The organism is Neptunicoccus cionae, assembly GCF_002860325.1.
GTDB lineage: Bacteria > Pseudomonadota > Alphaproteobacteria > Rhodobacterales > Rhodobacteraceae > Amylibacter > Amylibacter lutimaris.
Genome location: NZ_PKOJ01000005.1, coordinates 37,043 through 63,115, shown reverse-complemented (window position 1 = coordinate 63,115; position 26,073 = coordinate 37,043). Strand labels below are relative to the sequence as shown.

The following is a 26,073-nucleotide window of genomic DNA, read 5'->3' as shown; positions in this document are numbered from 1 at the left end:
GCGCCGCACTCTACACACGCCCATCCCCTGTTCTGGAAAAAGTCATGGCGCAAAAATCTACTATTTATAAAGTCGAGCTTTCCGTGTCCGATATGGACCGCCACTATTACGAGACCCACAAGCTGACCGTTGCAAAACACCCGTCGGAAACCGATGAACGGCTGATGGTCCGTCTTGTCGCCTTCGCGCTGAATGCCGGTGAACAGCTGGAGCTGACCAAGGGCCTGTCAGATGATGACGAGCCGGACATTTGGCAGAAAAGCCTGAGCGGCGAGCTGGAATTATGGGTTGCGCTCGGGCTTCCGAGCGAGAAGATTGTGCGCCAGTCCTGTAGCAAGGCCAAAGAGGTAATTATCTACAGCTATGGTAGAACCGCCGAGGTCTGGTGGGAGAAGATCAAGAACAGCACCACCCGTTTTGACAACCTTCGGGTTGTCCACTTTTCCGAAGCGGATACGCAAGAGCTCGCAAAACTTGCAAATCGCACGATGAAGTTGCAAGTCAACATTCAGGACGGAGAAGTGATGGTCAGCGTAGACGAAAGCATCGTTTACCTGTCCCAGACGAAATGGAAAGACACCGTTTAGACGGATGAAGCTTTTGGTGTCTGATCGCGCCTTAAGGGCGGTTTACCGGTACATTATCAAAATCCGGCACTTCCATATCAAAACCCGCGTTTTGTGACAGGTGATGTGCCTGTTGCCGGATCACATCAGACAGCGCCTTCCCGACAGGTCGCGGCAGCGCGGCTGCCCGCGCAAGGGCGGCTTTGATGATGCCTGCGCTGCGTTGTGCAAGCGGACGCCCGAAGCCTCTGGCACCGATTGCCTTTAAAAACAGCTCCAGATCCGCGGCCCCCACATCATCTGCCATTTGGGCCTTACCGATACGAAACGACATCTCATGTGTCACGTCCTCCAGCAAGACCGGATCAATGTCATAGGCTGGTGCCAGAACAGGACGCTGACCGGTGTAAAGCAGGGCGTGGTTTTTTGCATGATTGTCAGAGTTTCCAAGCAGCATATTCGCAATGGTCATCTCGAAAAAGGCTATCCGCGCTGCACCCGGCAGACGGGTGGCATTCAGCAGTTTTCCAACCGCTTCGGCTGAGAAGGCTCTTGGGGGATTGCCGTTCCGTTCGTATTTCAGGTGCACCCCCAGCCCGAGCGCCTGACAGAAATCCTCTTGGTGGATACGATGCACTTCATCCCCCTCAAGGCGCCGGTCAAAGCGTGTAACCAATAGTCCCTGAAGATCGCCGGATCCAAGAACGCAGGTCTGCACCGTGGGATGGGACTGGATTTCAGACATCACCTGCGTGGCGAGATGTTCCCGCTGAACCGTACGCATCTGGCTGGCGCGGGGAACCTTCAGAATATGCGTGGTCGGCGCCCCGCGTCCCTGTTTCGGTAGCGCAAGACGCCCGTCCGCCAGCCGTGTCAGGGCAATTTTCCCCTGTACGCCCGCAAGGGGCGACGGATCGTCGGTTTCGGCCGGAAGGCGGCGGTTGTCGCGCAGGGACACCATAATGCGTGCAAGGTCTCCGCTGACCTCCAGCGGTCCGGAAACGTCCGACAGGTTCAACGGAACGGAAGGTGACCCGCCCAGCGGATCGTAGTCGGTAGACAGGACGCCCGGACGTTTCGCCGGCCCGCTGCCTTCCGGCACACAACTGATCGCTCCGGGACAATCCGCTCCGAGATGGAACAGCAGCCCGACAATGTCCCGTTCTGACAGGCCGTGGCGCTGCATCACCTGATCGCGCATCTCGTTTTCAAACAGGAGGTTGGAAAAGAACCCCCGCGTGGCAACGTCCCCGAACGGCGCGTCCTGTACGGGCAGGGATGCGGAAACGGGATGGGGCAAGGCATCCGTGACATAGGCAAAAGACATCTCTCCGTCCAGCCCCGAAGAAAGCCGGCCGATTGGCTGTTCTACCGCTTCAAGATAGACATCAAGCGTTGTCATACCCTGTCCGCCGTATCCGGTGCATCCACCTGAACCGTCAGCCCGAGATCGCGGCAGAGCTGCAGGACCAGACCGATCTGGGCCGTTTCCTTGCCCTGTTCTATTGCCCGGATTGTCGTTCTGGATATACCTGTCTGAAGCGAAAGATCCTCTTGGGTGATCTTCAATGCCTTCCGGCTGCGCCGGATCGCCGTCCCGAGCGATTGAGGGTCCGTTATGGTAGATACGGTCATTAGAGCCTCCGCAATGGGTGCGATCGTTTGCATTTTTTTTAGATATAGGCGCAATCCCGCAAAATGGCAACGATCGCTTTCATTTTGAGGAATGAGGCTTGTATCCCGCGAAATGGACACGCTCACGCGCAAAACAGCGCAAGCGATCGCGACACCGGTATAGCGCGGGCGTTCCAATGCGCAGCTTCCCCTTGTCATTATCGTGGTGAAAAAATGTGCACACAGCCATCGGAATGACGCTCGAAACACCAAGTGATCCCATTCCTGTTGTTGAGGCGCCGCATCTGTTGCTGTGAGCGGAAACCCGTGTTGCATTGCAGCAACGACTCGCCGCACGTCGCCCATCATTCCGAGGTTTTTTTCGCGCCCATGCCCAAAGCGCTGAACATTGTTGTTGTGGAAGAAGATCGCGACCGCGCGATAGCAATTGTGGACGCCCTCAAAGAGGCCTGCCCCTGCGATGTCTCCATCATCGGCAATTCCAGCGGACTGGCCCGGAAGATCGCCGCCTGTTTGCCGGACATCGTCCTGATCGACATAGACAACCCGACCCGCGACATGATGGAAGAACTGACACTGGCCTCCGGCCCGTTGGAACGTCCTGTAGCCATGTTCGTATCCGGTGCAGCAGGCGGGCTGGCGCAGGCCGCAATCGAAGCAGGTTTCTCGGCTTATGTCGTGGACGGCCTGTCGCCAGATCGGGTCAAGGCCGTCATGGACACGGCCATCGCCCGATTTGCAATGACACGCCAGATGCGCAGTGAACTGGCCGAAACACGGCGCGCACTGGAAGAACGCAAGGTCATCGACCGCGCTAAGGGGCTGCTTATGAAAGCCAAAGGGCTCGACGAGGGTGCAGCCTATGCCCTGCTGCGCAAGGCGGCGATGGATCAGGGGCGGCGGGTTGCCGATGTGGCCGAAGCACTGGTCACAGCATCGGGATTGTTGGGATGAATACAGTTACGATCGCCGTGGCCTTTATGCCCTTGGTGGATGCGGCCCCGCTGGTCATTGCACAAGAGATGGGTTTTGCGGAAGCAGAAGGATTGACCCTTGACCTGATTGCCGCGCCGTCATGGTCCTCCGTGCGGGACATGCTGGCCTTTGGCCGCGTAGATGCAGCCCATATGCTCTCCCCCATGCCGGTTGCAATGGCGATGGGGCTGGGGGGTGTCACAACCGAAATTTCGGCTGTGTCGGTGCTCTCTGTGAACGGCAACGTAATCGGCGTGGGCAAACGGCTGGAAGAAGAATTGCGCCGCACCGGATACGGGTTTGACTTCAGCGATCCGATGGCGGCTGCAGCAGCGCTGGTGCAGGCCAGCCCGCGGCCGATTGTGTTTGGCGTGCCCTTCCCGTTTTCAATGCATGTGGAATTGCTTCGCTACTGGGCACGGGCCTCGGCGCTCGGCACCGAAGGTGTGGCAATCCGCACAGTCCCGCCGCCCCTGATGGCAAGCGCGCTGGCTAACGGTGATGTGGATGCGTTTTGTGTAGGCGAACCCTGGGGCTCTGTTTCGGTAGAGCAAGGCGCCGGTGCGCTGCTTCTTCCGGGCAGTGCGATTTGGAGCTTTGCGCCCGAAAAGGTTCTGGCCACGCGCACCAACTGGGCCGCCAGCGAACCGGATTTGCTGGGGCGTCTTATGCGTGCGGTCTGGAAGGCGGGCCGCTGGCTGGCCGATCCGAGCACCCGCACCGCTGCCAGCGATCTGCTGTCGCGCAAAGCCTATCTTGATGTGCCTTCGGAACTGATTGACCGTGCCCTTTCGGGACATCTGACATTGTCGGGTCAGGGAGAGTTGCGACACGTCGAAAGGTTCCTCGAATTTCACAAGGGAGCGGTCAATTTTCCATGGCGCAGTCAGGCAAAATGGATCGCACAAAACCTGTCAAAATCCCTTGCAGCCGAATCCGGTTTCGACTTGGACGAAGTTGCAAAAGTGTTCCGCACCGACCTGCACCGGATGCATCTTGGCCGGCTGGACCCCGATCTGCCCGGAGCCTCGGAAAAAGTTGAAGGCGCGATTCCCCATGCCATGCCCGTGGCCTCTGCCGGAGGCGCGCTCACCCTCATGCCGAACCAGTTTTTCGACGGCCAGATCTTCGACCCCGCACTCAAGTAGGGTTTTTTATGGATATTATTCAATGGCTTGTTAGGAAATTTCGGCGAAGGCCAAATTTTTTCTTGAGTTCCCGCTGCATTGCAGCATACTCGGCCTTACGTCCACAACGGTGTGGAACGTAACGAATTTTTCCCAATGACAGGGATGCTTTGAGCAAGGCCGCTCGCTTTCTACCGATGATGTCGGTGGTTAGTGATCGGCCTTTTTTTGCGTTTTACCGGTCTTCCTCCTGTTTGACCGGCAACCCCCGAAGGATACAACATGAGACGACTTCTCTTAGGACTCGCCGCCACAACCGCACTGTTCAGCCAGGCCTCTGCCGAGCTTCTGGACCTTGAAAAGGACGAGCTGAAATTCGGTTTCATCAAGCTGACAGATATGGCCCCTCTCGCCGTGGCCTACGAACAGGGTTACTTTCTTGACGAAGGTCTCTTTGTAACGCTGGAGGCGCAGGCCAACTGGAAAGTTCTGCTGGACGGTGTGATCGATGGCCAGCTTGACGGGGCGCATATGCTGGCCGGGCAACCGCTGGCCGCTACGATCGGCTATGGTACAGAAGCCCATATCGTGACTCCATTCTCCATGGACCTGAACGGCAACGGCATTACGGTGTCGAACGAAGTGTGGGACATGATGCGTCCACATATTCCGTCGATGGAAGACGGCCGCCCGCAGCATCCGATTTCGGCACAGGCGCTTGTTCCGGTGATCGAGGATTTCAACGCCAAGGGCGAGTCTTTCAACATGGGAATGGTCTTTCCGGTGTCCACCCACAATTACGAACTGCGCTACTGGCTGGCCGCAGGCGGGATCAATCCGGGCTATTACAGTCCTGAAAATATTTCCGGCCAGATCGGCGCGGATGTGTTCCTGTCCGTAACCCCTCCGCCCCAGATGCCAGCAACGCTGGAGGCGGGCACCATTCACGGATATTGCGTAGGCGAACCGTGGAACCAGCAGGCGGTGTTCAAAGGGATCGGCGTGCCGGTCATCACCGACTATCAGCTTTGGAAGAACAACCCTGAAAAAGTGTTCGGCCTGACAGACGGTTTCGTTGAAGAAAACCCCAACACAACCAAAGCCGTTGTTCGCGCGCTGATCCGTGCAGCAATGTGGCTGGATGAAAACGACAACGCCAACCGTCCTGCAGCTGTAGAAATCCTGAGCCGTCCGGAATATGTTGGTGCGGATCAGGATGTGATCGCGAATTCCATGACCGGCTTTTTCGAGTTTGAAAAAGGTGACAAGCGCGACATCCCCGATTTCAACGTCTTCTTCCGCCACAACGCCACCTACCCCTATTACTCGGACGCGATCTGGTACCTGACGCAGATGCGCCGCTGGGGCCAGATTGCCGAGCCAAAGTCTGACGACTGGTTCAAGGAAGTTGCAGCAAGCGTCTATCGCCCTGACATCTACCTGGAGGCTGCACGCTCTCTGGTAGAGGACGACCTTGCGAATGAAGCCGACTTTCCTTTTGACAGCGACGGCTTCAAGGCACCGACACCCGCTGCGGATATCATCGATGGCATTCCTTTTGATGGCCGCACACCGAACGCCTATCTGGAAAGCCTGCCAATCGGCTTGAAGGGTACGCAAACCGTCGTTGGCGATCAGGTTCAAGGCTAGCTGCCACACACGGGGGCGAAGCAGTTCGCCCCCTTCCCCAGTATTTCGCAGGAGACAGGTCTATGAGCACAGCCGATCCAGATTTTGACATTGATGCCGCGCGGGAAGCCCGCCGCGAACGTCTATTCACCCGAATTAACACCGCCGATAAATGGTTTCAGGTCATTGGTCTGTCCTGGCTGACCCCGATCCTGAAAGCTGCTGCCGGTGACAATCCCAAGGCACAGGTCGGTGACATCTGGCGTCTTTTGGGCGTCCCGCTGCTGGCGATTGTCGGGTTTCTAATGCTCTGGGCGGCTCTGGCCCCCACGGTGCAGACGTCCCTCGGCGCGATCCCCGGTCCTGCCCAAGTCTGGAGCGAAGCTGTAAACCTGCACAAGGACGCGCAGGCCAAAGCAGAGTCGCGGGCAAAATTCGAAACGCAGGTCGCAACTCTGAACGAACGCCGCGTCGAACAGGGCAAGGAACCGGTCGAACGGGCCTACACCGGCGCCCCGAGTTATTACAGCCAGATCTGGACTTCGATCAAAACAGTCTTCTTCGGATTTCTGATCGCCAGCGCTGTTGCGATCCCGCTGGGTATTGCAGCGGGTCTCTCCCCCACTGCCAATGCCGCGCTAAATCCGGTCATTCAAATTTTCAAACCTGTTTCACCGCTGGCATGGCTGCCGATTGTAACCATGGTAGTGTCGGCCGTTTACACCAACCCCGACGGGCTGTTTGCCAAAAGTTTTCTGACCTCCGCGATCACGGTGACGCTCTGCTCGCTCTGGCCGACGCTGATCAATACAGCCTTGGGTGTATCAAGCATCGACAAGGATCTGGTCAACGTTTCCAAGGTGCTCAAGATGAACACCTATACCAAGATCACCAAACTGGTCCTGCCGTCTGCCCTGCCCCTTATATTCACAGGCCTGAGGCTCAGCCTCGGTGTCGGCTGGATGGTACTGATTGCTGCGGAAATGCTGGCGCAAAACCCCGGTTTGGGCAAATTCGTCTGGGATGAATTCCAGAACGGATCTTCCAGTTCGCTCGCCAAGATCATCGTTGCGGTTCTTACCATCGGCATTATCGGCTTCCTGCTCGACCGTGTGATGTACGCGCTGCAATCGCTCTTTACCTTCACGAACAACCGGTGAGCGACATGAGCATTCTGAAATTCGAAGGTGTTTCGCAAAGTTTTGGCAGCGGCACTCATGCCACCCATGTGTTGAAAAACATTAATCTGGACGTGCAGGAAGGCGAGTTTCTGGTCCTTCTGGGGTTCTCTGGAACGGGGAAAACCACGCTGATCAACCTGATGGCGGGACTGGAACGGCCAAGCAAGGGCAAGGTGACCTTCCGCGGCAAGCCCGTCACCGGCCCCGGACCGGAACGCGGTGTGATCTTCCAAAGCTACTCTTTGATGCCATGGCTGACGGTCAGCGGCAATGTGGGGCTGGCGGTGGACACTGTCTTCCCCGGGCTGAGCAAGGCGGAAAAGGCGGAAAAAACCGCACATTTCGTTAATATGGTCGGGCTGAGCCACGCCGCCAGCCGGCGCCCTGCCGAATTGTCGGGCGGAATGCGGCAGCGCGTGAACGTGGCGCGGGCACTGGCAATGAACCCCGAAGTGCTGCTGCTGGATGAACCGCTCAGCGCACTGGACGCCCTGACCCGCGCCAATCTAGCGGATGAGATCGAGCACATCTGGGAGGCCGACAAAAAGACCTGCGTTCTGATTACAAACGATGTGGACGAGGCGATCATACTGGCCGACCGGATCATTGCGCTGAATCCGGACGGGACATTGGGAGAGGAATTCAAAGTCACCATCCCGCGCCCCCGTGACCGGATGGATATGAACACGAACGAAACCTTCAAGCGGCTTCGGGCGGATGTCACCAAATACCTTATGGATGTCGGGATCGAGGCCAAGGTCGAAGGCACCCGACTGTTACCGGATGTGACGCCCATCCACGGGCTGCCTGCCGCTGTGTCCAAAGCCCAAAAAAGCGCGATCCAGCAGCGTTATCTGGATTTCAGCCAGCTGCACAAAGTCTATCCGACCCCCAAAGGCCCGCTGACCGTTGTGGAGGACTTCAATCTAAAGGTCGAACGGGGCGAATTCATTTCCCTGATCGGCCATTCCGGCTGCGGAAAATCAACCGTTCTGACAATGGCCGCCGGTCTGAACGAGATTTCCCAAGGGGGCATTGTGCTCGACGGGATGCACGTCGAAGGGGCCGATCCGGAACGCGCAGTTGTGTTCCAGTCGCCCAACCTTTTCCCGTGGCTTTCGGCAAAAGAGAACGTCGCAATCGGCGTTGATAAGGTCTACCCCCGCGCCAGTCAGGCAGAACGGCAGGACGTTGTCGAATATTATCTGGAACGGGTTGGTCTGGGCGATGCAATGGACAAGCCGGCCTGCGATCTGTCCAACGGAATGCAGCAACGGGTCGGTATCGCGCGGGCCTTCGCGCTCAGCCCCAAACTGTTGTTGCTGGACGAACCCTTCGGGATGCTGGACAGCCTGACGCGCTGGGAGTTGCAGGAAGTTCTGATGGAAGTCTGGTCGCGCACCAAAGTCACCGCGATTTGTGTGACCCATGATGTGGACGAAGCGATCCTGCTGGCCGACCGCGTGGTGATGATGACCAACGGACCGCAAGCAACCATTGGTAAAATCACCAATGTCGATCTGCCCCGTCCGCGCACCCGCAAGGCCCTGCTGCAACACCCCGACTATTATGCCTACCGGCAAGAGGTGCTCGATTTCCTTGAGGAATACGAGCATGGCGCAAAGCCAAAAAAGCCCACCCCGAAACCCATTGCGGCGGAATGAGAACATGAAACAGAAACAGAAAATCGTTGTGATCGGTGCTGGCATGGCTTCGGGTCGCGTGATTGAAAATCTGGTTGAAACCGCACCAGACGACTTTGACATCACACTGTTCAACGCCGAACAGCGCGGCAACTACAACCGCATCATGCTCAGCCCTGTGTTGTCGGGCGAAAAAACCTATGAAGACATCGTCACCCATGACGATGACTGGTATGCAGCCCACGGCGTGACCTGCCGCTTTGGCGAACATGTTGTCGGGATTGATGCGGCGCAAAAAACGGTGACGGGGCAGAACGGCACCGTGTCTTATGACAAACTAATCATCGCCACAGGCTCTGCGCCTTTTATCATTCCGGTGCCCGGCAAGGACCTGCCCGGAGTGATCACCTACCGCGATCTGGATGACACCAACGCGATGATAGAAGCATCACAGAAAGGCGGCAGCGCGGTTGTCATTGGCGGCGGGTTGCTGGGGCTAGAAGCCGCAGCGGGACTGGCGGAACGGGGCATGTCTGTAACGGTTGTCCATCTGATGGGCCACCTGATGGAGCGGCAACTGGACGAAGCCGCAGGATATTTGCTGCGCCGCGATCTGGAGCGTCGTGGCATTACGATCCGCACCCAAGCCTCTACCAAGGCGATTATCGGAGACGGTCGCGCCGAAGCTGTGCTGCTTGATACGGATGAATCCCTGCCCGCTGATCTGGTCGTTATGGCCGTAGGCATCCGTCCAGAAACACGGCTTGCAACCGATGCAGGGCTGGAAGTTGCCCGTGGCATTCAAGTGGATGCACAGATGCAAACTTCGGATCCGGACATCTTTGCTGTCGGGGAATGTGTCGAGTTCGACGGCAATCTCTTCGGGCTGGTCGCACCCCTTTATGATCAGGCCAAGGTGCTGTCCCAAACCCTTATGGGGCAAGCGGACGCTTTTGTGGTCAAGGATACAGCCACCAAGTTGAAGGTGACAGGCTGCGATCTGTTTAGCGCCGGTGATTTTGCCGATGGCGAAGGCCGCGAGGATATCGTTCTGCGCGATCCCGCCCGCGGCGTTTACAAACGCCTTGTGATTGAAGAGGACCGTCTGATCGGTGCCGTTATGTATGGCGACACGGCCGACGGAAACTGGTTTTTCCAGCTGATCAAGGACGCAACCGATGTTGAGGACATGCGGGAAACCCTGATTTTCGGGCCGTCGGCACAGGGGGGCGACACCGTGGACCCGCTCTCAGCCGTTGCAGCATTGCCGCGTGATGCGGAAATTTGTGGCTGCAACGGCATTTGCAAAGGCACCATTGTGGATGCAATCGAAGGGGGTGCGGGCGACCTTGGGACTGTGCGCGCCACCACCAAAGCCAGCGCGTCTTGCGGGACTTGTACAGGGCTTGTCGAGCAGCTTTTGCAGGTAACGCTCGGGGATGACTTCCAGATGCCGACCGCGCAACCGGTCTGCGGGTGCTGCGAGTTGACCCACGAAGACCTGCGCCGCCTGATCAAAAGTCAGGAACTGAAAAGTCAGGAAGCGGTCTGGCAGGAACTGGGGTGGAAAACCCGCAACGGCTGCCATGTCTGCCGTCCGGCGGTAAACTACTACCTTCTGGCGGACTGGCCGCTGGAATACCGCGACGACCCGCAAAGCCGTTTCGTCAACGAACGCAAACACGCAAACATCCAGAAAGACGGTACCTTTTCCGTTGTTCCGCGCATGTGGGGCGGGATCACCAATCCGGCAGAATTGCGCGCCATCGCGGATGCTGCCGACAAATATAACGTACCAACCGTCAAGGTGACAGGCGGTCAGCGGATCGATCTGCTGGGTGTCAAAGGCGAAGACCTTCCCTTTATCTGGGCCGATCTGAACAGGGCGGGCTTGGTCTCGGGCCATGCCTATTCCAAGGGTCTGCGCACGGTCAAAACCTGTGTCGGGTCCGACCACTGCCGCTTCGGGACGCAGGACAGCACCGGACTCGGGATCAAACTGGAACAGATCCTCTGGGGATCATGGACACCCCATAAGGTAAAGCTGGGGGTCTCGGGCTGCCCGCGCAATTGTGCCGAAGCCACTTGCAAGGATATCGGCATCATCTGCGTTGACAGCGGGTATCAGGTCAGCGTCGCCGGTGCCGCCGGCATGGACCTGAAGGAAACCGAACCCCTTGGCGATGCGGCCAGCGAACAGGAAGCCATCGACCTGACTATCGCCTTTGTCCAGCTCTACCGCGAAAACGCAAAATACCTTGATCGCGCCTACAAATGGGTCGCCAAAGTGGGGCTTGATTGGGTCAAATCCCAAGTTGTTGACGACCTGAACGAGCGTGCGCGCTTGATCGAAGCTTTTGAACTCAGCCAGTCGGTTTACCGTCGCGATCCTTGGGCCGAAGGGGCAAAAGTCGCGACGTCCTTCCAGCCGCTGGCAGATCTGACACTGGAGGCGGCAGAATGAACTGGATCGACGTAGGCGCCATAGAGGACATCCCCCTGCGCGGGGCCCGCAAGATCAAGACAGCCCTTGGCTGTGTTGCGATCTTCCGGACCGGCCTGCAGGAAGTATTTGCAGCCTCTAACCTGTGTCCACATAAGGGCGGGCCCTTATCGGAAGGGATCATCCACGGTCAGTCCGTGACCTGTCCCTTGCACAACTGGGTGTTCGACCTGAACAGCGGGCAGGCACAGGGCGAAGACGCTTCAATTCCCACATTCCCCGTTGAAGTACGAGACGGCCGCATTTTGCTCGACGGCACCGAACTGGCCAAGCGGAGCGCGGCTTGATGGACGGGACAAAGGCGCCTGCGGTCCGCTCGACCTGTCCGTACTGCGGGGTTGGCTGCGGTGTGTTGTTGCGGCCTGACGGTCTGGGTGGCCTTGACGTGCAGGGCGATCCGGATCACCCCGCAAACTTCGGGCGTTTGTGTTCCAAAGGATCCGCCCTTGGCGAAACCGTCGGACTACAGGGCCGCCTGCGGGCACCCCTTATGAACGGGAAGGTTTCGGATTGGGACACAGCCCTGCAACATGTGGCTGACAGGTTTTCACAGTCAATCGCAGAACACGGCCCCGACAGTGTTGCCTTCTATGTGTCCGGCCAGATGCTGACAGAAGATTACTATGTCGCCAACAAACTGATGAAGGGGTTCATCGGGTCGGCGAATATCGACACAAATTCACGGCTTTGCATGGCGTCATCCGTCGCGGGACACAAACGCGCCTTTGGTAGCGACACCGTTCCGGGAACCTATGAAGATATTGACGAAGCCGATCTGGTGGTGCTGGTCGGTTCCAACCTTGCATGGTGCCATCCGGTCCTGCACCAGCGCCTGCTGGCCGCCCGCAAGATGCGCGGCACAAAGATCGTTGTGATAGATCCGCGCCGGACCGCCAGTTGCCACGAAGCAGACATGCATCTTGCCTTGCAGCCCGGTTCGGATGTGGCCCTGTTCAACCGACTGCTGGTCGCGCTACACGAAAAGGGCGCGGTGGATCAGGACTATCTGACCCGTACCACAGGGTTTGACACCGCCCTTGAAGCTGCCCGTCAGGACACCCCATCACAAACCGGATTGTCCGAAGCCGAAATTGAAGCGTTCTGCGATCTTTGGGCGCGCACCCGAAAGGTTGTGACAGTCTATTCCCAAGGCGTGAACCAGTCCACTTCGGGGGCGGACAAGGTCAATGCCATCCTGAACTGTCATCTGGCCACGGGGCGTATCGGCAAGCCTGGGATGGGCCCGTTTTCAGTGACCGGCCAGCCCAACGCTATGGGAGGACGCGAGGTCGGTGGCCTTGCCAATATGCTGGCCTGCCATCTTGATCTGGAAAACGCCGATCATCGCTCTGCCGTGCGGCAGTTCTGGGAGGCGCCGGCAATACCGGACAGGGCGGGGCTGAAAGCTGTTGATATGTTTCGGGCTGTGGCCAGCGGAGAGATCAAGGCCCTTTGGATCATTCACACCAATCCCGCCGTCACCATGCCCGAGGCCGACAGCGTACGCGATGCCATCGCAAACTGCCCCTTCACGGTCGTCAACGACATCACCGGCCAGACAGACACGGCGCGGCTGGCGGATGTCCTGCTGCCTGCCACCGCCTGGGCGGAAAAGGATGGCACCGTCACCAACTCCGATCGCACCATCAGCCGCCAGAGACGCGCCCTGCCCGCCCCCGGAACAGCACGCCCCGACTGGGATATCCTTGCCGAAGTTGGCAGGCGTATGGGCTTTGTTAAGGCCTTTGATTATGCCAACGAGGCTGAGATTTTCCGCGAACACGCGGCATTGTCAGGCATCGCAGGGCAGTTCGGACGGGATTTCGACATCTCCGGACTGGCGGCGATTTCGGACTCCGGTTATGCGGATCTTGAACCGCAATCCTGGCCGGTGTCCAAGTCCCGCCGTGGCGGACGTTTTTTTGCTGACGGGGGCTTTTATCACGCTGATGGCAAGGCCCGCCTGCTGCCGGTCACTTGGAAACCCCCTGCCGCGCGAACGACCCGACGGTTTCCCTACCGCCTGAACACCGGACGTACGCGGGACCAGTGGCATACGATGACGCGCTCCGGACTAAGCCCGCGGCTGTCGGCCCATCTCGCGGAGCCTTTTGTTGAAATCCACCCCGATGACGCCCGCGATCTGGGGATCGGTCCGGCGGATCTGTTACGCCTGACCGGCCCCACAGGCACCGCCATATTGCGCGCCCTTGTCACCGACGGGGTACAGCGGGGGCAGGTTTTTGCGCCCATTCACTGGACCGGCGAGACCGCACCCTCTGCGCGGGTGGATGCGTTGGTTGCGGCGGCTTGTGATCCGGTGTCAGGCCAACCAGAAAGCAAGGCGAGCGTGGTGGATGTAAAACCCTACCGCGCACGCTGGTACGGTTTTGCTGTCTCAAGCGGGCCGATGGCATTGAACAGCGACTATTGGGCACTGGCACGCACAACACAAGGCTATCGCGCAGAGCTGGCCGGTGCAGACACTGTTGAGGACTGGGTGAGCGAAGCACAACGCCTGTTTGGCACCACCAGATGCGAAGTGTCTTCCATAATAGACGCCAAACGGGGCACTGCCCGCATCGTTCTGAGCAAGGACGGAGTGTTAAGCGGCGCGTTGTTTGTATCGACAACTCCGGTGGCCGTGATGCGCGATTATCTGACCGCCCTGCCCGGCACACCTGCACCGGATGCCCTGTCGGGCCGCAACAGAAGCGATGCGCCAAACCCCGGTCCGATCCTTTGCTCCTGTTTTGGCATCGGTGTGAACACCATTGTTAACGCCATCGAGCTGCAAGGATTACTGAGTGTGGATCACGTAGGCGAGGCCCTTGGCGCAGGCACAAATTGCGGGTCTTGCAGGCCGGAAATCGCCACCTTGTTACAGGGCCTTAACCAGAAGGAAGCCGCCCAATGAGCCTTGCCGAACATGTGCGCACCCTCGGGCGCGGTCCGGGACGATCCCGTTCCCTGACACAGGATGAAGCCCGCGACGCAATGTGCGACATGCTGGACCCTGACACCGCACCCGAAGCCATAGGGGCGCTGTTGATGTTGTTACGTATGAAAGGCGAAACCGCGCAGGAAATCGCAGGACTGGTCTCTGCCGCGCAAGGCAACCTGCCCGCCCTGCCACAGGTTGATCTGGACTGGCCAAGCTATGCTGCCGGACGGACCCGTGGCGCGCCGTGGTTTCTGCTCTCTGCAAAACTGGTGGCGCAGGCGGGCCATAAAGTCCTGCTCCACGGCTGGAACGGTCAGGACGTGAAAATCCGCAAAGGGTTGCAGGACGCTGGCATCGGGACGGCCGACACGCTGGACGCCGCAGCGCAGATGTTGGAACGGGACGGCATCGCCTATCTGCCCTTGGAAGTCGCACATCCTGCCCTGTTCCATTTGTTAAACCTGCGGTCGGTGCTCGGATTGCGGTCGTGCATTAACACTGTCTGTCGCATGCTCAACCCCGGCGCGGCACCTGCCAGTGTTCAGGGTGTATTTCACCCGTCATACCGGCTGTTGCAAGCAGATGCCGCCGCACTTCTGGGCTGGGAAAACCTGACCGTAATCAAAGGCGGTGGCGGGGAATTCGAACGCCATCCCGCAAAAGATATAGCAGGTTTCGGCCTTCGCGCTGGTGTCCCGTGGGACGGCATCTATCCGGCGATCCGCCCTGAAACACGCCGCCTTAACGAAACACAGGATACAGCGACAAAGCCGTGGGACCCGACCGCCCCGACAGATTTTGAAGCCGATGTCATCACCGGCACTGCGGCAGCCGCGCTCGACAGTCTCGGGGTGAAGAACAGCGCAGAATTCGCCCGATCCCTTTGGGACACGCGCCCCTTTGGCAAAGCAGCATAAAAGGAGACATTCCATGAAAGCCTTTCCCATGTTTATCCGCACTTCGGGGCGACGGGTTGTCATTATCGGTGGCGGCGAAACAGCGGCGCAAAAGGTCCGGCTTTTGCTGAAAACGGATGCGACGCTTGTAATCGTCGCATTGCGGCTGGAGGACGAACTGTCCGATCTGGTCCGGCATGGACGGGCACAGCATGAACCCGAACTGTCCGCCGGTGTTCTCGACGGGGCAGCGATGGTTTTTGTCGCCACAGGTTGCCCTGCTCTGGACCGGGCCGCCCATACGCTCGCCAAAGCCGCAGGTTGCATTGTGAATGTGGTGGACCAACCCGAACTCTGTGACATGACGACTCCTGCCATCGTGGATCGCGACCCGATCATCGTCGCCATCGGCAGCGAAGGTACCGCTCCTGTCCTGACCCGCGAAATCAAGACCCGACTGGAACACATCCTGCCCCAAACCCTTGGCGGGCTTGCCGCACTGGCAGGACGGCTGCGGCCCAGTGTCAGCCGCAATATTCCCGAGACAGGGCGCCGTGCGTTCTGGGCATGGGTTTTCAAAGGCGGACCAAGAGACAACTGGGTGCGGGGTGCTGAACGTCAGGCCACCCGTGACATCAAATCTGCCATCCGGAGCGGGGGAGCACCGGAATCCACAGATACCGGCCATATCGCATTGGTCGGAGCAGGACCGGGAGCACGGGATCTTCTGACCCTGCGGGCCGTGCAGCGGTTGCAGGAAGCGGATGTGATCTTCTACGACAGACTTGTTGATACAGAGGTGCTGGAGCTTGCCCGCCGTGATGCGGAACGGGTTTTTGTCGGCAAACACGTTGGTGCCCATCAATGGCCCCAAGACCGCATTAACAGCGTGATCGTTGCCGAGGCGCGCAAGGGCCGCCGCGTGGTACGATTGAAATCCGGTGATCCCGGCGTTTTCGGCCGTGCGGGCGAAGAAATCGCCGCCGCTGACGCTGCAAATATTCCGGTCGAGATCGTGCCCGGCGTCACCGCGGCCTGCGCCGCAGGCGCCAGCCTGACCCGAAGCCTGACACAACGCGGAATTGCCGACACGCTGGTTCTGGCCACAGGCACAGGTTGTGCCGATGATCCGGTGCCAAACGGAACACGCCTGTCAGGGCCAGGCACGGTGACAGCGCTTTATATGTCCGTGCGACAGGCCGCCCGTCTTGCCGAGCACTGGATCCGTCAGGGGATTCCCGCTGAAAGCAGGGTCGATATTTGCGCTGACGTTTCCAAAAAGAACGAGCGGCATGTGCGTGCAACAGTGTCGTCGCTGGCACACAGCATTACCGAGAATGGTATAACCGGATGCGCTATCGTTCTTGTCACATGGCCAAAACACGCAGCGGCGCAAACAGCCACATTACACGCCGCCGAATAAAAGAGCGTAAGCGGTTCGGTCGGCCCTGCGAACATCTGAGGTTCTGTTATTATAAGGGTCCATTGTCCGAAACCGAGAGTGCTGGAGCTCCGTTTGTTCGGCACGAATTGCGAATTTTCTTAATGAACAGAACATAGACGGGATTTTCGCTATATCTGAGCCCTTTGTCGGGTTTTGGCGCATTCGAAATTCGCCCTGCCGCGTGACTCTCTGTTCAAGTATCATCAATTTCCGCGTGAAATCATTCTTTGTGCCGTACAATGGTATCTGCACTATCCGCTGTTCCAGATCTTTTGGACAAGCGCGGAACAGGGTTGCCCGGTCGACTGTCTTGTCGCTGGATACAGCAGGGCTCGTTTGGCCTAACAAAGCGAAGCGAAAAGCTCCTCCGCAGGGCAAGTGTAAACTGGCGCTTCGTTGAAGCCGATGTCCCAATCGGTGGCGGGTAGCGTTATCTCTGGTGGCGTAGTAAATGGGCAGAAGAGCAAGAGTCTTCGCTGAAACCAAAGGTCAATTCAACTCGGTTTACAGGTAGGACAGACTAAAGGGACTTGGTAAGGTAATTTTCTTGGCTTTCGACGGCTATCTCTTATCTTCACACATATTGAGATACTGGTTCATATCTTGCGAAAGACGTTTATATCCTTCAAAGTGCAAACGATCTCATTGGTTAGCCACCGGAGAATTAGGAGTGATGATTCATGAACGCCGGCCCTTCTACTGTCCTCAAGGCCCTGTCACTGATTGATTTCTTCAATGAACGACGTCCGACCATCGGCCTGAGCGAGTTTTCCAAACTTTCCGGCTATCACAAAGCTACAACCCAGAGATTTCTGTCAGCCCTTGAGGTAAAAGGTTTCGTTGAGCAAGATCAGGTGTCACGAGAGTACCTTCTGGGACCAGCATTTCTCCGGTTCTCGCATCTTCGTGAAGCGAGTTTTCCGCTAACAGAGGCTGTGAACACCGTTTTGAGAGATCTCAAAGACGCGACAGAAGAGACTGCTCATGCTTCATTAATTGCAGGTGAATTGCTAGCGAATATTGGAGTAGTTCAAAGTAATCAGATTAATCGGATAATCATTGAACCAGGTGAATCCTTGCCGCTTCATGCTACCGCCTCCGGTCTCGCATACCTCGCTTTTTCTTCACCAGACACTGTTAAAAAGGCACTGGATCAAGAGCTTGAAATGCATACAGAAGGAACGATCATAAATCCTGATGAGATTTCTAAAATGCTCGAGCTGATCCGAAAAACCGGCGCCGCCTATTCTGATGGGACCTACTGCGATGATGTCCTAGGTATTGCCGCTCCCTATTTCGGGCCCAACGGTAAGGTCTGTGGTGCGGTTGCAATTTCCCTTCCAACAAGTCGCGCGACCACTGAACGAAAGGCCTTTATTGAAGAGCAAGTAAAAGCGGCCGCGCAGCGACTAACTGCGTTAAGGGGTGGGAGTTCTCCGGACCAATTTCCATCTTGATGGTTTCCTCCTTCGGCCTTGGGTTGAGGCTTTTAAACTTCGGATCAGCAAATCGGAATTCTTAATCCATCGCTCCCAATCGTGATCGGTCCACTCCACGTTTGCGAAACCTCGCGCAGCCAGTCACGTTCCGCAAATTCGGGATCGTCTGCTGGTACGAGGTGATTAAGAACCAAAGTTCCCACCTTAGCGGATGACGCGATGCGGCCGGCGTCTTCAGCCGGGGTATGAGATGCAATCAGGTGTTCGCGTAATCTGTTAGCACCCGGTGTTCGGGCGACCAGTTTGTCGATGCCGGCGATCAGCATGGCTTCATGCACCATCACAGTCGCGCCTTTCGCGAAATCAGCCAAAGGCGGGAAATAGCAGGTGTCGGCAGAGAAGACGACACTTTTGCGCTACGCTTCGAAGCGTAGCGCAAAACAATCTGTTACTGGACGATGTTCTGCCCTGCGAATTGCAATAGCGTTGATGTTGGCATCGCACCGCCCTGTCGAATGGCAGGGCCGCCTTTTACGCCGAGGAGCACAATTTGATCTTGGGTTTTTGACATCAGATTTTCATCCACACTGATTTGAGGTCCACATATTTGTCCAGCGCATGGAGGGATTTATCCACTCCGTTACCAGACTGCTTCATGCCGCTCATCGGGATGGTGATATCAGATCCGCCGTAGGTGTTGACGTGCAACATCCCCGACTTGATCCCCATTGTGAGCCGATGTGCCGTCGAAAGGTCCGAGGTCCAGACCGCTCCCGACAAGCCAAACTCTGTAGCATTCGCCAGGTGGATCGCTTCTTCGGGCGTATCAAACGGCTTGACCGTAAGAACCGGTCCGAACACTTCGTTGCGAAAGACAGATGCCTCAGGGGTCACATTGTCCAAAACTGTGGGTGACATGTATGTGCCGCCGGTGCCTTGGAGTACCCGCTCGCCGCCAGTAAGGCGCTTTGCGCCTTCGGCTTCGGCTTTAAGGACGAAGTCTAGGTTCTGTGCCAACTGTGTTTCACTGTGGACAGCACCAATTTCAGTGGTTGTATCTAAGGGATCGCCAATCTTCAGAGCTTCGGCGATCTCGACAACGCGCTTCGTAAACTCTGCGTGGATCGAACGCTCAACAAGAAGGCGTGAGCCTGCAATACAGACTTGACCGGAGTTGCGAAAGATTCCGTTAGCCGCAGCGATCGCAGCCATTTCCAGATCGGGGGCGTCGGAAAATACGACGTTGGGAGATTTGCCACCAAGCTCGAGGTAACAGCGCTTCATGTTTGAAGCCGCCGAATATTGCAATAACCTGCGGCCGGTGGCACCCGATCCAGTAAACGCAAGGACATCGACATCCATGTGCAACCCGATTGCTTCGCCAACCACAGCGCCCGCGCCCGTGACCACATTCAACACTCCATCGGGCAAGCCAGCCTCTTGGGCAAGTGCCGCTAGCTTCAATAGTGAAAGTGACGCGCTCTCTGCTGGCTTCATGACTATTGAATTTCCCGCAGCTAGGGCTGGTGCAATTTTCCACGTCCCGATCATCAGGGGGAAATTCCACGGTACAATCACGCCAACAACACCAACAGGTTCGCGGTGGACTAAGGCTAGAGTTCCTTCTGGCGTTGGCGCAATCTCGCCTGCCACTTTGTCGATGGCCTCTGCGTAGTATCGGATATTTTGCGCAGCAAGACCCGGTTCGGCCTTGATGGCCATACTGATTTCAGTGCCGTTGTCGCGGACACCGAGGACTGCCAGTTCGAGCGCATGTTGTTGAATGAGGTCTGCAAAGCGATAAAGGATCTGTTTACGGTTGGCCGGTGCCATACGCGACCAGCGGCCATCATTGAAAGCCTTCTTCGCAGCGGCAACAGCTGCGTCCACATCCGCTGACGTTCCTTCAGCAATCGTCGTGAGCATGCTCCCGTCGATCGGGCTAAACACATCCCGCACACCGCCGTTCGAAGCTGCCGTCTTCTTGCCATCAATCAATTGGGTTTGCGGCGGAATGATCTCTGCTCGCAGGGCATCGATTTGAGCTTGGTCTAGCATATTCAGAATTCCCCAATCTAATCGTTTCATTTTGTGTGGTCCGGTGTGACCGGATTGGAAGATCCCGGCCACGGGCAATCTTTGAGTCATGAAACAACTATTGATCCATCGGCTCAAATACTGTAGATCGACATAAAGCACCGTCAAGCATCGCGCAAGACGATCATCGAAATCTTTGCAGATCATGAGAGAAAGAAACGTGTTCAGAGAAGCCATCGCAGATCACAAGGTACTGGCAACGTTGCGCTTCTTAAGCATCCGTCGTCCTGTCATTCGTTTGGGCGGTTTTGCGAAAGTTGCTGAGGGAAATAGAACTAAACACCCTAGATTTATGCCCGCTGACGATTCGAAGGGGCGGACCGAAGGTGGTCAGACACCCACTTCTCTTGCTGTAACAGACGATACCTTTGGCGGATTGGCGGGTACCACATGACCCCGACCACTCGCCTATTCTTCATTGATCGCAAACATTCGCTGCGCCTCCGGGGCATACAGGACGCTGATTGGCAGCTTGTCGCTACACGTGAGGAAGCGGCCAGTTGAATATTTAAAGAAATCGTAATCGGAAAGGTCCATGCGGCAGCACCTTATTGTTTAACCGAAACGCCGCGCAAAAAATGTAACCACAACAGGGAATAGGAAGTATCATGAAGAACCTTAAGAAAATCGGCTGCACTTTGGCGGTTTCGCTATCCACACTCGCTTCGCCTGTATTAGCCGAATACCCCGAACGGCCTGTCGAATTCGTTGTTCCATGGCCTCCAGGTGATATCGAAGACACTCTGACTCGCATGATTGCGACTGCCGTGCGTAATGAAACCGGCGTTCCCACCAGTACAGTTAACATCGCGGGTGGCGGTGGCCTTGTGGGCGCGACGCATGTGTTCAGCCAGAACCCTGATGGATACACCGTTGGTGTATTTACCGCGAATATCATCTCGACACACATCATTCGTGGTAACGCGAGTTATGATCGTGAAGCCTTCGAGCCGCTCGCCGGTATCATCGGCTATGGCCAGGTGTTGGCTGCAAGTGCGGACGCGCCTTTCAACAACCTCGCAGAGTTGGCAGAGTACGCGCAGTCAAATGATGTAACACTGGGCGTTGTCGGTCTGAACGCTCCGCCCGCCTTGCAGACGCTGAAAATGGCGGAAACCCTCGGTTTCGAATTCACTTCAGTTTCGGGCTATGATGAAGCATCATGCCTCCTGCTCTTTAACAAGGAAGTCGATGTCTTGCTCGGCGGCACCACAATGCGACCCTGCTTGGTCAGCGGGGAAGCGAAGGGGCTTGCCTCTTTGGCGACCACGCGCATCCCGATCTATGAGGATGTCGCTACGCTGGAAGAACAGGTGCCGGGAATCGCAACGCCTGGATGGGCCGGAATATTTGTTCGCAAAGATACGCCCCAAGAGGCACGTGACGTGATCTCGCGGATTGCCCGGGAAGTTGTTGAAAGCGATGAAGCCCAGGAACTGGCCTCTAGAATCGGCGCCGTTGTGCAGTGGGTTCCTGCAAACGAGGCCGCTGCCTATGCAGATGCCTATTATGACCGCGTCGTCAATCTACTTGGGAACTGAAGGCAATGTCCGGTGACGCAAATCAGGAAAAGTCTCCGTTCAAGGAAGAGCGCCACGGTGGTCGGCATCTTCTCGGCGGGATGGTGTGCACTGCCATCATCCTGCTTTCCTTGGTTGGCAGCCAAACTGTCCGTGGCAGCGAAGTAAGCGGGCGCCTTGAAGTCGGATGGTGGGCCGAACCCGGGCTGAGCCCGGCTGTATTTCTTGTAATCACCGTCATCACCAGCGTCGCTGCGTACTTTGTTGCCAAGCGAGAAGTGATTGATTGGACGCAAGTCGCCAAAGATTATGGGCGCGTTGCGATCTTGTCAGGTTGCATGGTTATTACGGTCTTCCTGATCGGAATATTGGGCTTTGCGCTGTCCATCTTTGTCTTTGCAGGCGGCGTTGGCTTTATCGCTGGATATCGCGGTGGACGTCTTGTTGTCATCGCGTTGCTAAGTTCAATCGCAATGGTGCTGGTCTTTCGCGTCGGCTTTTCTGTCTGGTTTCCACGACCAGCGCTATTCAAGCTGATCGACCTGCCGTTCTGGCTACAGGGAGTGCTTTAAGTGATTGAATCTGTTTTTCTCGGACTTCAGCAACTAGGTGACCCGATGGTTTGGGTCGCATTGGTCGGCGGAAGCATTCTTGGTATTATTCTCGGAGCTATCCCAGGCATTGGCCCCGGGGTTGGCATCGCACTACTTTTACCGGTGACCTATACAATGGATCCGCTCGCCGGCATCACATTGTTAATGGGATTGTATGCGGCGGGCTGGTACGGTGGCGCAATCCCGGCCATTACAATCAACACGCCTGGCACAGGTGTCAACGTGCTGACAACCTATGACGGCTATCCAATGGCCAGTAAGGGCGAGCCGCAGCGAGCGCTTTCACTCGCATATGCATCAAGTTTCGTAGGTGGCGTCTTTGCTGTCTTCGTGCTGATGGTCGCAGCTTGGCCAATCGCCTCGCTCTCCAGACATCTGACTTCGATAGATCTCGGAATGGCAGCACTTCTGGCCATGGTTCTTGTTGTTGTGGCCCACCGCGGCAGTGAGCTCGCGTCATTTGCTTTGCTCGGTGCCGGTCTCTTTATCTCCACGATTGGACTGGAGACGGCTTATGGCTCCGCCCGGTATACTTTTGGCACGACTTGGATGCTTGCGGGTGTGCCTCTAATTTCGGTGATCCTTGGTCTGTTCGCACTCGGGCAGGCGTTCACACTGATTTTTTCGGATCGGCAAATAGACGGGAACGAACCGGAAATGAACCGCGGTTTATTGGGCGGGTTCACCGAGGTTTTCAGATACCCGAAAACTTTGTTCCGCTCTGCGGGCTTTGGTGTTGGAATGGGCGTTCTGCCGGGCGTCGGTGAATTCCTCGCCCAGTTCTTTGCCTACACGACAGCGAGAGCATCTTCCAAAACGCCGGAGCTATTTGGAAAAGGCGCACCGGAAGGTATCATTGCCTCGGAAACGGCTAACAACGCCGTGCCTCCTGCTGCTCTTGTGCCCCTATTGGCGCTTGGGATCCCGGGAGAGTCTTTCACCGCAATGATGTTAACTGTCTTTATCATTCACGGTGTCGACCCGGGACCCACGTTGTTTCAGGAAAACAAGGAGTTTGTGGCTGGCCTCTACATGACACTTCTGGTGATGAACGTAGTCATCGTAGCGCTTCTGCTCGCCGGAACACGTTGGATTGCTAAACTCTCGTCGATCCCAGATCGGTTATTGGGTGTCATCATCCTGTGTTTGGCGCTCATCGGGTCCTATTCAACAAACTACCGGCTAACGGACACGCTGATCGCGATTGGATTTGGTGTACTGGGATTCGCATTACGCCGCGCCAAAATTCCGATGGTTCCGATTATTCTTGGCCTCGTTCTCGGCCCGATCATGGAGAGATATTTTCGGCAAGGCATCGGTGCGGCGGGAGGGGATCTTACTGTTTTCGTAAGCCGGCCAACAAGTCTCGTATTCGTTATCTTGATCGTCGTTCTGATCGTTACAGCAATTCGGAACGCCTTCAAGGGCAGCAAAAAGGGGAGCGCCGATGTCAGTGGATGACATTGCCGAGGTCCAGCGAGTGATCACCCAATATGTGGAAGGTTACATTCACGCCGATGCGGAAGCACTGAAAGGTGCTTTCGCCAGCGATGCGGTGATGAACGGCTATCTGGAAGATCGCTTGATCGAAGGCACGCCGGAAGTCTTTATCCGGAATGTCGGGACAGCTCCATCACTTGCGTCGAAAGGAATTTCGCCGCGCTACGAAGTCGGCGAAGTAGAGATCAGGGGCAAAGCTGCTGCGGTCACTATTCAGGAATACGGATTCGGAGGCCGAAATTTTACCGACTACATGCATCTGCTTAAACGGGACGGTTCTTGGAAAATTATCAGCAAGACGTTTTCGACGTTTTAACAGAGAGGGAACGTGCAATGAAAAGCACAACGCAAAACAACTCTAAGGCTTGGATTGCCCGCGACGAAGTGGTGGTGCAACACCCGGGTGGTGGCGGCGGCGAGCACACGGTCGTCCTGTCGTATGGCAAAGGCGCATGTGTTTGGGATGTAGACGGGCGCAAGTATCTTGACGCACAAGGTGGAGCATGGCTTAACAAGGTCGGATACGGCCGTAAGGAACTTGCAGATATCGCCGCGCGGCAGATGCAGGATCTCGCATGTTTTTCAATCGGTTTTGACTACGCGAACCAGCCGTCGATCGAGTTTGCCGAAAAGCTTGTGGCACGTGCTCCGGATAACATTACCAAAGTGCGGTACGAGACTGGCGGCGGTGAAGCGGACGACCATGCGTTGCAACTCGCGCGGATTTATCAGGCGCAAAAAGGCCATTCCGGGCGCCGCAAGATATTGGTGCACCGCGAGGCTTATCATGGGGGAACAATGGGAGGTGTGGAATTAACCGGCGGTCGTCCCGGCATCGCACCACCTTCAGATGATGTCATATTACTCACCCCGCCAAGACCTTATCATACCGAGCTTTATGGCAATCGCGACATGACAGCATTCTGTGTGGATGAATTGCGCAACGTAATTACAAAGCACGGGGCGGACTCCATCGCTGCCATGTTCGGCGAATTGATGATCGGACCAGGAGGAATGATCCCGTTGCCGGACGACTATTGGCCCGCCATGACAGCAGTGTTGAAAGAGCACGGCATTTTGTTCGTCGCAGATGAAGTCGTGACCGGGTTTGGGCGCGCCGGCGAATGGTTCATGTCCGCAGCCTATGGTATCGCACCGGACATGATCGTTCTCGCAAAGGGAATATGCAGCGGTTACGTACCCATGGCCGCCGTTATGATGAGTGAGGATGTGGCCGAGACCGTCAACGGTTTTGGTCCAGGAAATTCCTATGCAGGACATCCGGTCGGGGCAGCGGTTGCATCGGCCCATATCGACATCATCGAGCGTGAGAACCTGCTGGAGAACAGTAAAGCCCGCGGCGCGCAATTCCTAGTCGAGCTTTCACCACTTCAGGATCATCCACTCGTTGGCAACATCCGTGGACGCGGGCTGATGCTGGGGATCGAGCTGGTGAAGGATAAGGACAGCCGTGCACCACTTACGCAAGATGCGCCTTGGCTTTTCAAAGACTTGCCGCGCTACGTGCGTCACGAATATGGAATTCTGTTGGGGTTGCGTGCGAATGTCATCACGCTGACGCCGCCTCTCGTGATTGACAGTGAAGAGGTTTCCCAGATTAGCCAGGCGCTGATCGAGACGATTAACAAGATAGACCTGAAAACGCTTCGCCTGCCTGATCCGCCTGCCGCATAATCTAACCAGCGTCTTGGATCGCATAGGGCCCAGATTAAATGGTGTGCGGCAAGCAGGACCTGATTGCTGGCGTGCCCAATACGGCAATTGTTTTGCCTCGGGGTGGCGCGTTGGCCACTAACGCTGGGCTCCCCGTAGAGTACGGGCTCTATACCGCGATGGTCCTTGCGGTATAGAGGGTGGTTGAAATTCTTGAAAATTCCAACCTGACCCCGGTTGCGATTGTAGTCTAAGGCAGTGGCCCCAGATCCCAAATGAATAACCGGAGAACAGTTCCGCCTTCAACGCCGGCTTCAGCCGGCCAGCAAGGCGTTCTGCACCTCCGCACCCCAGCCCAGATACAGCGCATCGCCGTTGCGGATCACCGGACGTGCCATCACTTTGGGCTTCGCGGTAATCTGTGCCTCTGCTTCGGAGTTTTTCAACCAGTCGCTGAGCGCGCGGTAGTCATTGGTGTTGCGGTCTACCAGATTGTCGCCAAACTCGACAATCAACTCTTCCAGTTCCGCCTCGCTTAACGGCTCCGCACGCACATCGCGAAACGCGATATCGTGCCCCGCAGCCTCCAGCGCCTTGCGGGCTTTCTGGCATTCGGGGCAGGTTTCCAGACCATATATCATCATGGGGCGTTCTCCTTGGCTGATTCAACGGCAATCCCACGCGCG

24 protein-coding genes are annotated in these 26,073 nt (G+C 56.8%); 18 read left to right on the top strand and 6 right to left on the bottom strand.

Annotation, left to right across the window (positions count from 1 at the left end):
- Positions 1–44: 44 nt before the first annotated feature.
- The gene (locus C0U40_RS12755; RefSeq protein WP_101656184.1) at positions 45–587 is read left to right on the top strand and encodes a YaeQ family protein; all 543 of its coding nucleotides are present in this window, start codon (positions 45–47) and stop codon (positions 585–587) included.
- A gap of 31 nt (positions 588–618) precedes the next feature.
- On the opposite strand, the gene C0U40_RS12750 is transcribed toward C0U40_RS12755, so the two are convergent.
- Both C0U40_RS12750 and C0U40_RS20210 read right to left on the bottom strand, forming a co-directional pair.
- Positions 619–1,968, bottom strand: a complete 1,350-nt coding sequence (locus tag C0U40_RS12750) for a HipA domain-containing protein (protein WP_101656183.1) — start codon at positions 1,966–1,968, stop codon at positions 619–621.
- Positions 1,965–2,201, bottom strand: a complete 237-nt coding sequence (locus C0U40_RS20210) for a helix-turn-helix domain-containing protein (protein ID WP_180957692.1) — start codon at positions 2,199–2,201, stop codon at positions 1,965–1,967. The genes C0U40_RS12750 and C0U40_RS20210 overlap by 4 nt, the downstream gene beginning before the upstream one ends.
- 369 nt (positions 2,202–2,570) lie before the next feature.
- On the opposite strand from C0U40_RS20210, the gene C0U40_RS12740 reads away from it, so the two are divergent.
- The 11 genes from C0U40_RS12740 to C0U40_RS12690 all read left to right on the top strand — a co-directional run bounded on the left by C0U40_RS12740 (position 2,571) and on the right by C0U40_RS12690 (position 18,000).
- On the top strand, positions 2,571–3,155 hold the full coding sequence (locus tag C0U40_RS12740) for an ANTAR domain-containing response regulator (protein WP_101656181.1): 585 nt from the start codon (positions 2,571–2,573) through the stop codon (positions 3,153–3,155).
- Positions 3,152–4,324, top strand: coding sequence for an ABC transporter substrate-binding protein (locus tag C0U40_RS12735; protein ID WP_101656180.1), 1,173 nt, complete (start codon positions 3,152–3,154; stop codon positions 4,322–4,324). Before C0U40_RS12740 ends, C0U40_RS12735 begins: the two co-directional genes overlap by 4 nt.
- A gap of 261 nt (positions 4,325–4,585) precedes the next feature.
- Positions 4,586–5,953, top strand: a complete 1,368-nt coding sequence (locus C0U40_RS12730; RefSeq protein ID WP_101656179.1) for a CmpA/NrtA family ABC transporter substrate-binding protein — start codon at positions 4,586–4,588, stop codon at positions 5,951–5,953.
- A gap of 62 nt (positions 5,954–6,015) precedes the next feature.
- Complete coding sequence (locus C0U40_RS12725) at positions 6,016–7,092, top strand: ABC transporter permease (protein WP_101656178.1); 1,077 nt, start codon at positions 6,016–6,018, stop codon at positions 7,090–7,092.
- A gap of 5 nt (positions 7,093–7,097) precedes the next feature.
- On the top strand, positions 7,098–8,777 hold the full coding sequence (locus tag C0U40_RS12720; protein ID WP_180957691.1) for an ABC transporter ATP-binding protein: 1,680 nt from the start codon (positions 7,098–7,100) through the stop codon (positions 8,775–8,777).
- Between the two features lie 4 nt (positions 8,778–8,781).
- Entirely contained in the window at positions 8,782–11,220 is a 2,439-nt protein-coding gene (gene nirB / locus C0U40_RS12715) for a nitrite reductase large subunit NirB (protein WP_101656176.1), read from the top strand.
- Positions 11,217–11,546, top strand: coding sequence for a nitrite reductase small subunit NirD (nirD, locus tag C0U40_RS12710; RefSeq protein ID WP_101656175.1), 330 nt, complete (start codon positions 11,217–11,219; stop codon positions 11,544–11,546). Before nirB ends, nirD begins: the two co-directional genes overlap by 4 nt.
- Positions 11,546–14,176: a nitrate reductase gene (locus C0U40_RS12705; protein WP_101656174.1), complete on the top strand. Its 2,631-nt coding sequence runs from the start codon at positions 11,546–11,548 to the stop codon at positions 14,174–14,176. Before nirD ends, C0U40_RS12705 begins: the two co-directional genes overlap by 1 nt.
- The gene (locus tag C0U40_RS12700) at positions 14,173–15,120 is read left to right on the top strand and encodes a glycosyl transferase family protein (RefSeq protein ID WP_101656173.1); all 948 of its coding nucleotides are present in this window, start codon (positions 14,173–14,175) and stop codon (positions 15,118–15,120) included. Before C0U40_RS12705 ends, C0U40_RS12700 begins: the two co-directional genes overlap by 4 nt.
- A 13-nt stretch (positions 15,121–15,133) precedes the next feature.
- Entirely contained in the window at positions 15,134–16,522 is a 1,389-nt protein-coding gene (gene cysG / locus C0U40_RS12695) for a siroheme synthase CysG (protein WP_180957690.1), read from the top strand.
- A 701-nt stretch (positions 16,523–17,223) separates the two neighbouring features.
- Positions 17,224–18,000 carry an IclR family transcriptional regulator gene (locus C0U40_RS12690; RefSeq protein WP_101656172.1) on the top strand — a complete coding sequence of 259 codons (777 nt, stop codon included), beginning with the start codon at positions 17,224–17,226 and terminating at the stop codon, positions 17,998–18,000.
- Between the two features lie 44 nt (positions 18,001–18,044).
- Here the strand turns inward: C0U40_RS12690 and C0U40_RS12685 are convergent, their stop codons facing one another.
- From C0U40_RS12685 to C0U40_RS20305, 3 genes are all read right to left on the bottom strand, one after another.
- Positions 18,045–18,326 carry a hypothetical protein gene (locus tag C0U40_RS12685; protein ID WP_145991934.1) on the bottom strand — a complete coding sequence of 94 codons (282 nt, stop codon included), beginning with the start codon at positions 18,324–18,326 and terminating at the stop codon, positions 18,045–18,047.
- A 226-nt stretch (positions 18,327–18,552) separates the two neighbouring features.
- Positions 18,553–20,070, bottom strand: a complete 1,518-nt coding sequence (locus C0U40_RS12680; RefSeq protein WP_286134963.1) for an aldehyde dehydrogenase family protein — start codon at positions 20,068–20,070, stop codon at positions 18,553–18,555.
- A 417-nt stretch (positions 20,071–20,487) separates the two neighbouring features.
- Positions 20,488–20,616 (bottom strand): hypothetical protein, encoded by a 129-nt coding sequence (locus C0U40_RS20305; protein ID WP_286134962.1) that lies wholly within the window; start codon positions 20,614–20,616, stop codon positions 20,488–20,490.
- A gap of 71 nt (positions 20,617–20,687) precedes the next feature.
- Between C0U40_RS20305 and C0U40_RS12675 the strand changes: the two genes are divergently transcribed.
- From C0U40_RS12675 to C0U40_RS20105, 6 genes are read left to right on the top strand one after another with little or no spacing between them, the layout of a single operon-like run.
- Positions 20,688–21,620: a tripartite tricarboxylate transporter substrate binding protein gene (locus C0U40_RS12675; protein ID WP_101656170.1), complete on the top strand. Its 933-nt coding sequence runs from the start codon at positions 20,688–20,690 to the stop codon at positions 21,618–21,620.
- Positions 21,621–21,625: 5 nt separating this feature from the next.
- Complete coding sequence (locus C0U40_RS12670) at positions 21,626–22,171, top strand: tripartite tricarboxylate transporter TctB family protein (protein ID WP_101656169.1); 546 nt, start codon at positions 21,626–21,628, stop codon at positions 22,169–22,171.
- Positions 22,172–23,674, top strand: coding sequence for a tripartite tricarboxylate transporter permease (locus C0U40_RS12665; RefSeq protein ID WP_286134961.1), 1,503 nt, complete (start codon positions 22,172–22,174; stop codon positions 23,672–23,674).
- Positions 23,661–24,029, top strand: coding sequence for a nuclear transport factor 2 family protein (locus C0U40_RS12660; protein WP_101656168.1), 369 nt, complete (start codon positions 23,661–23,663; stop codon positions 24,027–24,029). The genes C0U40_RS12665 and C0U40_RS12660 overlap by 14 nt, the downstream gene beginning before the upstream one ends.
- 17 nt (positions 24,030–24,046) lie before the next feature.
- Positions 24,047–25,408, top strand: a complete 1,362-nt coding sequence (locus C0U40_RS12655) for an aminotransferase family protein (protein WP_101656167.1) — start codon at positions 24,047–24,049, stop codon at positions 25,406–25,408.
- Between the two features lie 38 nt (positions 25,409–25,446).
- On the top strand, positions 25,447–25,584 hold the full coding sequence (locus C0U40_RS20105) for a SulP family inorganic anion transporter (protein ID WP_145991933.1): 138 nt from the start codon (positions 25,447–25,449) through the stop codon (positions 25,582–25,584).
- Between the two features lie 117 nt (positions 25,585–25,701).
- On the opposite strand, the gene C0U40_RS12650 is transcribed toward C0U40_RS20105, so the two are convergent.
- Positions 25,702–26,031 carry an arsenate reductase family protein gene (locus tag C0U40_RS12650; RefSeq protein ID WP_101656166.1) on the bottom strand — a complete coding sequence of 110 codons (330 nt, stop codon included), beginning with the start codon at positions 26,029–26,031 and terminating at the stop codon, positions 25,702–25,704.
- Positions 26,032–26,073: the final 42 nt, after the last annotated feature.

Bases quoted from the DNA above. Each gene is read 5' to 3' on its own strand.
- C0U40_RS12755 (WP_101656184.1), top strand. From the start codon at position 45: ATGGCGCAAAAATCTACTATTTATAAAGTCGAGCTTTCCGTGTCCGAT.
- C0U40_RS12750 (WP_101656183.1), bottom strand. From the start codon at position 1,968: ATGACAACGCTTGATGTCTATCTTGAAGCGGTAGAACAGCCAATCGGC.
- C0U40_RS20210 (WP_180957692.1), bottom strand. From the start codon at position 2,201: ATGACCGTATCTACCATAACGGACCCTCAATCGCTCGGGACGGCGATC.
- C0U40_RS12740 (WP_101656181.1), top strand. From the start codon at position 2,571: ATGCCCAAAGCGCTGAACATTGTTGTTGTGGAAGAAGATCGCGACCGC.
- C0U40_RS12735 (WP_101656180.1), top strand. From the start codon at position 3,152: ATGAATACAGTTACGATCGCCGTGGCCTTTATGCCCTTGGTGGATGCG.
- C0U40_RS12730 (WP_101656179.1), top strand. From the start codon at position 4,586: ATGAGACGACTTCTCTTAGGACTCGCCGCCACAACCGCACTGTTCAGC.
- C0U40_RS12725 (WP_101656178.1), top strand. From the start codon at position 6,016: ATGAGCACAGCCGATCCAGATTTTGACATTGATGCCGCGCGGGAAGCC.
- C0U40_RS12720 (WP_180957691.1), top strand. From the start codon at position 7,098: ATGAGCATTCTGAAATTCGAAGGTGTTTCGCAAAGTTTTGGCAGCGGC.
- nirB (WP_101656176.1), top strand. From the start codon at position 8,782: ATGAAACAGAAACAGAAAATCGTTGTGATCGGTGCTGGCATGGCTTCG.
- nirD (WP_101656175.1), top strand. From the start codon at position 11,217: ATGAACTGGATCGACGTAGGCGCCATAGAGGACATCCCCCTGCGCGGG.
- C0U40_RS12705 (WP_101656174.1), top strand. From the start codon at position 11,546: ATGGACGGGACAAAGGCGCCTGCGGTCCGCTCGACCTGTCCGTACTGC.
- C0U40_RS12700 (WP_101656173.1), top strand. From the start codon at position 14,173: ATGAGCCTTGCCGAACATGTGCGCACCCTCGGGCGCGGTCCGGGACGA.
- cysG (WP_180957690.1), top strand. From the start codon at position 15,134: ATGAAAGCCTTTCCCATGTTTATCCGCACTTCGGGGCGACGGGTTGTC.
- C0U40_RS12690 (WP_101656172.1), top strand. From the start codon at position 17,224: ATGAACGCCGGCCCTTCTACTGTCCTCAAGGCCCTGTCACTGATTGAT.
- C0U40_RS12680 (WP_286134963.1), bottom strand. From the start codon at position 20,070: ATGAAACGATTAGATTGGGGAATTCTGAATATGCTAGACCAAGCTCAA.
- C0U40_RS20305 (WP_286134962.1), bottom strand. From the start codon at position 20,616: ATGGACCTTTCCGATTACGATTTCTTTAAATATTCAACTGGCCGCTTC.
- C0U40_RS12675 (WP_101656170.1), top strand. From the start codon at position 20,688: ATGAAGAACCTTAAGAAAATCGGCTGCACTTTGGCGGTTTCGCTATCC.
- C0U40_RS12670 (WP_101656169.1), top strand. From the start codon at position 21,626: ATGTCCGGTGACGCAAATCAGGAAAAGTCTCCGTTCAAGGAAGAGCGC.
- C0U40_RS12660 (WP_101656168.1), top strand. From the start codon at position 23,661: ATGTCAGTGGATGACATTGCCGAGGTCCAGCGAGTGATCACCCAATAT.
- C0U40_RS12655 (WP_101656167.1), top strand. From the start codon at position 24,047: ATGAAAAGCACAACGCAAAACAACTCTAAGGCTTGGATTGCCCGCGAC.
- C0U40_RS20105 (WP_145991933.1), top strand. From the start codon at position 25,447: ATGGTGTGCGGCAAGCAGGACCTGATTGCTGGCGTGCCCAATACGGCA.
- C0U40_RS12650 (WP_101656166.1), bottom strand. From the start codon at position 26,031: ATGATGATATATGGTCTGGAAACCTGCCCCGAATGCCAGAAAGCCCGC.